This is a genomic window from Streptomyces odonnellii (assembly GCF_000981895.1).
Lineage (GTDB): Bacteria > Actinomycetota > Actinomycetes > Streptomycetales > Streptomycetaceae > Streptomyces > Streptomyces odonnellii.
In genome coordinates this window covers 1-3,240 of record NZ_LATD01000620.1, presented here as the reverse complement: position 1 = coordinate 3,240, position 3,240 = coordinate 1, and the positions used below count along the sequence as shown (strand labels likewise).

General features: G+C 75.3%; 2 protein-coding genes. Both read left to right on the top strand.

The window, feature by feature from the left end; genetic code table 11:
* The first annotated feature begins 70 nt into the window (after positions 1–70).
* On the top strand, positions 71–1,198 hold the full coding sequence (locus WH07_RS35710; RefSeq protein WP_046509421.1) for an alpha/beta hydrolase: 1,128 nt from the start codon (positions 71–73) through the stop codon (positions 1,196–1,198).
* Positions 1,199–1,330: 132 nt separating this feature from the next.
* Positions 1,331–2,725, top strand: a complete 1,395-nt coding sequence (locus WH07_RS35705) for a hypothetical protein (protein WP_408645992.1) — start codon at positions 1,331–1,333, stop codon at positions 2,723–2,725.
* Positions 2,726–3,240: the final 515 nt, after the last annotated feature.

The following is a 3,240-nucleotide window of genomic DNA, read 5'->3' as shown; positions in this document are numbered from 1 at the left end:
CCCCCGTACCCCCGCACCCCGACGGACGCGCCCGGTGGCCGGGGCGGGCGGCGGTGACGACACTGGGACCGTGCGCCCGGCTACAGCGACGGCAGCGGCCGTCTCCACCGTGATCGGCGTCGGCGCGGCCGCGGTCGCGGCCGGCCGGCTCGCCGGTGACGCCGCGCTCAAGGCCTCGCCCGGGCGGCCCCTGCCCGGCGACCCGCGCCTGACCGTGCATGCCACGGCCGCCGGGCAGATCACCCTCACCCGCTGTCTCGCCTCCCTGCGCCCCGGTGTGTACGGCATCGAGAGCCGGGGCCTGCACGCCGTCGTCGGACCGGTCCTGGAGGGCGTCCCGCACGCCGCCGACACGGTCGTACGGAGACTGGAGCGCGTCGGCCACGGCGCCCTCGTCCCCGGCTCGCGCGTCCGGATGACCCCGCAGGTGCACACCGGCGACCCCACCACAGCCCTCGGCCTCGACTTCCGGGACGAGCGGATCCCGGGCGAACTGGGCTTCTTCCCCGCCTGGTTCGTACCCGGGGCGCGCGACACCTGGCTGATCACCGTGCACGGTCTGGGCACCACCCGCGAGCACCCGCTGAATGTGATGGAGCTGCTGGCCGGGCTCCAGGTCCCCGTCCTCGACATCACCTACCGCGGCGACCCCGGCGCCCCGCGCTCCCCGGACGGCCTCGGGCATCTCGGCGACTCCGAGTGGCGCGACCTCGACGCGGCGATCCGCTACGCCGTCCGCTACGGCGCGGAGCGGCTCATCCTGTACGGCTGGTCCACCGGCGCCGCGATGGCCCTGCACGCCGCCGCCAACTCCGCGCACAGCGAGCGGATCTCCGGGCTCGTGCTCGACTCGCCCGTACTGGACTGGGAGGCCACCCTGCGGGCCCTGGCCACCGCCCGCCGCACCCCCAACCCGCTGCTGCCCCTCGCCGTCAGGGCGGCGCAGGGCAGGACCGGACTCCACGGCGACCGGCTGCTCCAGGCCGCCGACCCCCGCCAGCTCCATGTCCCGACGCTGATCATCCACGGCCCCGACGACACCCTCGCCTCCTGGGACCCCTCCCGTGAACTCGCCGCCCTGCGTCCGGGACTGATCGGTCTGCACGCCGTGGCGCACGCTCCGCACGCGGCGATGTGGAATGCGGATCCGACCGGCTACGAGGAGGCCCTCCGCCGCTTCCTCGTGCCCCTCATGTAGCCGCCCAACAGGCCTCTTGCGTCCCTGCCGTACCCACCGGGAACACCGGCGCGGGAGGCCCCCGCGCCGATCCGGTACCGACAGGACAGGTTCCGTTTGGGCTTTCGGGCGGTCACCGGGAAGACTGCTCCCGTGACGTCCCGAAAGCCTGATGAGCAATTGGCGCGCAACTCCAGACTCCGACTCGTCCGCCCCCGGCCGTTGACCACGGCACGACGGGCCGTGACCGACGGACGCAACCGTCCGGCCCCCAGGCCGCCCGAGGGCACTCCGCCCGCGGCGGAGCTGGCCCGCCAGGCGAGGGAGGTCCTCGCCGACGCGGTACGGATCGCCCGCTGGGCGGCCGTCGACCGCGGCCCGGGCACCGGACCCTTCGACGCGGTCGCCCAGGAACGGGCCGCGGACGCGCTGGAGCTGACCCCGGACCAGGTGCGCGCGGGGTGGGACCGCGCCCGGCTGGCCGGACTCGTCGAGCTGCACGGCGGCACCGTACGGCCCGGCTGGCGCCTCCAGGCCTGGGACCGCGACGACAGTGCCGTCCAGCGCGGCTGGGTGGCCCTCCTCGACGCCTGGTCGCTCGTCCACCCGGCCCCGGACGATGTCGCCGCCGCCACGGTCGCCGAGGTCGTGGAGGCCGTCCCCCAGGTGCTCTCCCTGCTCCAGCTCTCGAACGGGCCAGTGCTGGTGCCGGCCCTGCTCGACCTGCTGCGGCAGCGCGTCGCGGAACTCCACGAGGAGCGCTGCGAGGTCCCCTACGGGCCGCAGCCCGACCCCGCCGAGCCCGCTCCCGGGCCCCCGGACGAGCTCCTCCTTCCCCCGCTCCTCGACTGGGCCCTCGAAGGCCTGGCGGCCGTCGGCGCGCTGACCCTGGGGGAGGGGCAGGCGACCCTCACCCCGCTCGGCAACTGGGCGGTCTGGGTCAAGCTGGAGCAGATCTGCGTCGCCGCCCAGAGCCCCGCGGGCAATATCGAACAGTCCGCCCAGCACATGCTGCGCGGCTGCGCCCGGCTCACCCCCGGACCCGCCCGCGCCGAATACCGCGCCTGGCTCGCCGCCCGTACCGTCGGCAGCGCCGTCACGGAACTCCTCACCGTCGCCCGCGGCGAGGACGCGCTGCTGCGCGGGCTGGCCTTCGAGGCGCTGCGCGTCGTCGGCGCGCCCGCCGAGGCCGGCGTACGGGCCGCGGCCGAGGAGTCCTCGCTGCGCCCCTATGCCCTGCTCTGGCTGGCGGAGTACGAGGGCGCCGACCCCGAGGACGCCGCCGACGTCCTCACCCGCGAGGAGTCGACCTGGCTCTGGGTGGACACCGCGGCGGCCGTCGCCGACCACGGCGAGAGCGATCTGCTGGTCCGTCACCTGGACTCGGCCGTGCAGGGCAATGTACCCGCCCTGCTGGACGAGGTACGCGCCGTCGGGCACCCCCGTACCGTCCAGGTCCTGGTCGCCCTGGCCGCCGCGCATCCGGACCCGGCCCTCGCCAAGGCCGTGCGCCGGGCGGCCTTCCAGGTGCACACCGGAGGCTCCTGACCTCTCGCCCGCGCGGCGACCGGGGCTCGGCCCGCGGCCCGCGTGACGGGGTAATGTCCGCGCCCCGTCACGCGGGCCCGGCTGTGACGTGGATCTCAGTTCTCAACATGGATCCGAGTCTGGCACCCACCACTGACAATTAGGCCGAATGGGGGATGTGTCGGGCGGGGCCCGCCGTGTCGCGGCCGGTCCTGGCCCGGTCCTGGCGTGCCCTGGCTACGCTCGCGCTGATCGAGACCGCTGGTGTCGCCGGTACCGAAAGCACCACTGGTACCGGAAGAGCGGTCGATCAACGCACAGGGCCTGGCGACCGAAGAGCGAACAGGGACCGGGGGAACAGTGACCGCTCCGTCCACGACCACGGCGCCGACCGTCCTGCCGCCCGCCCTGCACACCCGGCCTCCCGCCGAAGCCCCGGACGCCCCACCGGCCGTCACACCCCGCGCCAAGCGTCGCCGCGGCATCCGGCTCGCGCTCGCCGTCGTTCCCGCCCTGCTGGCCCTGCCCCTGGTGAC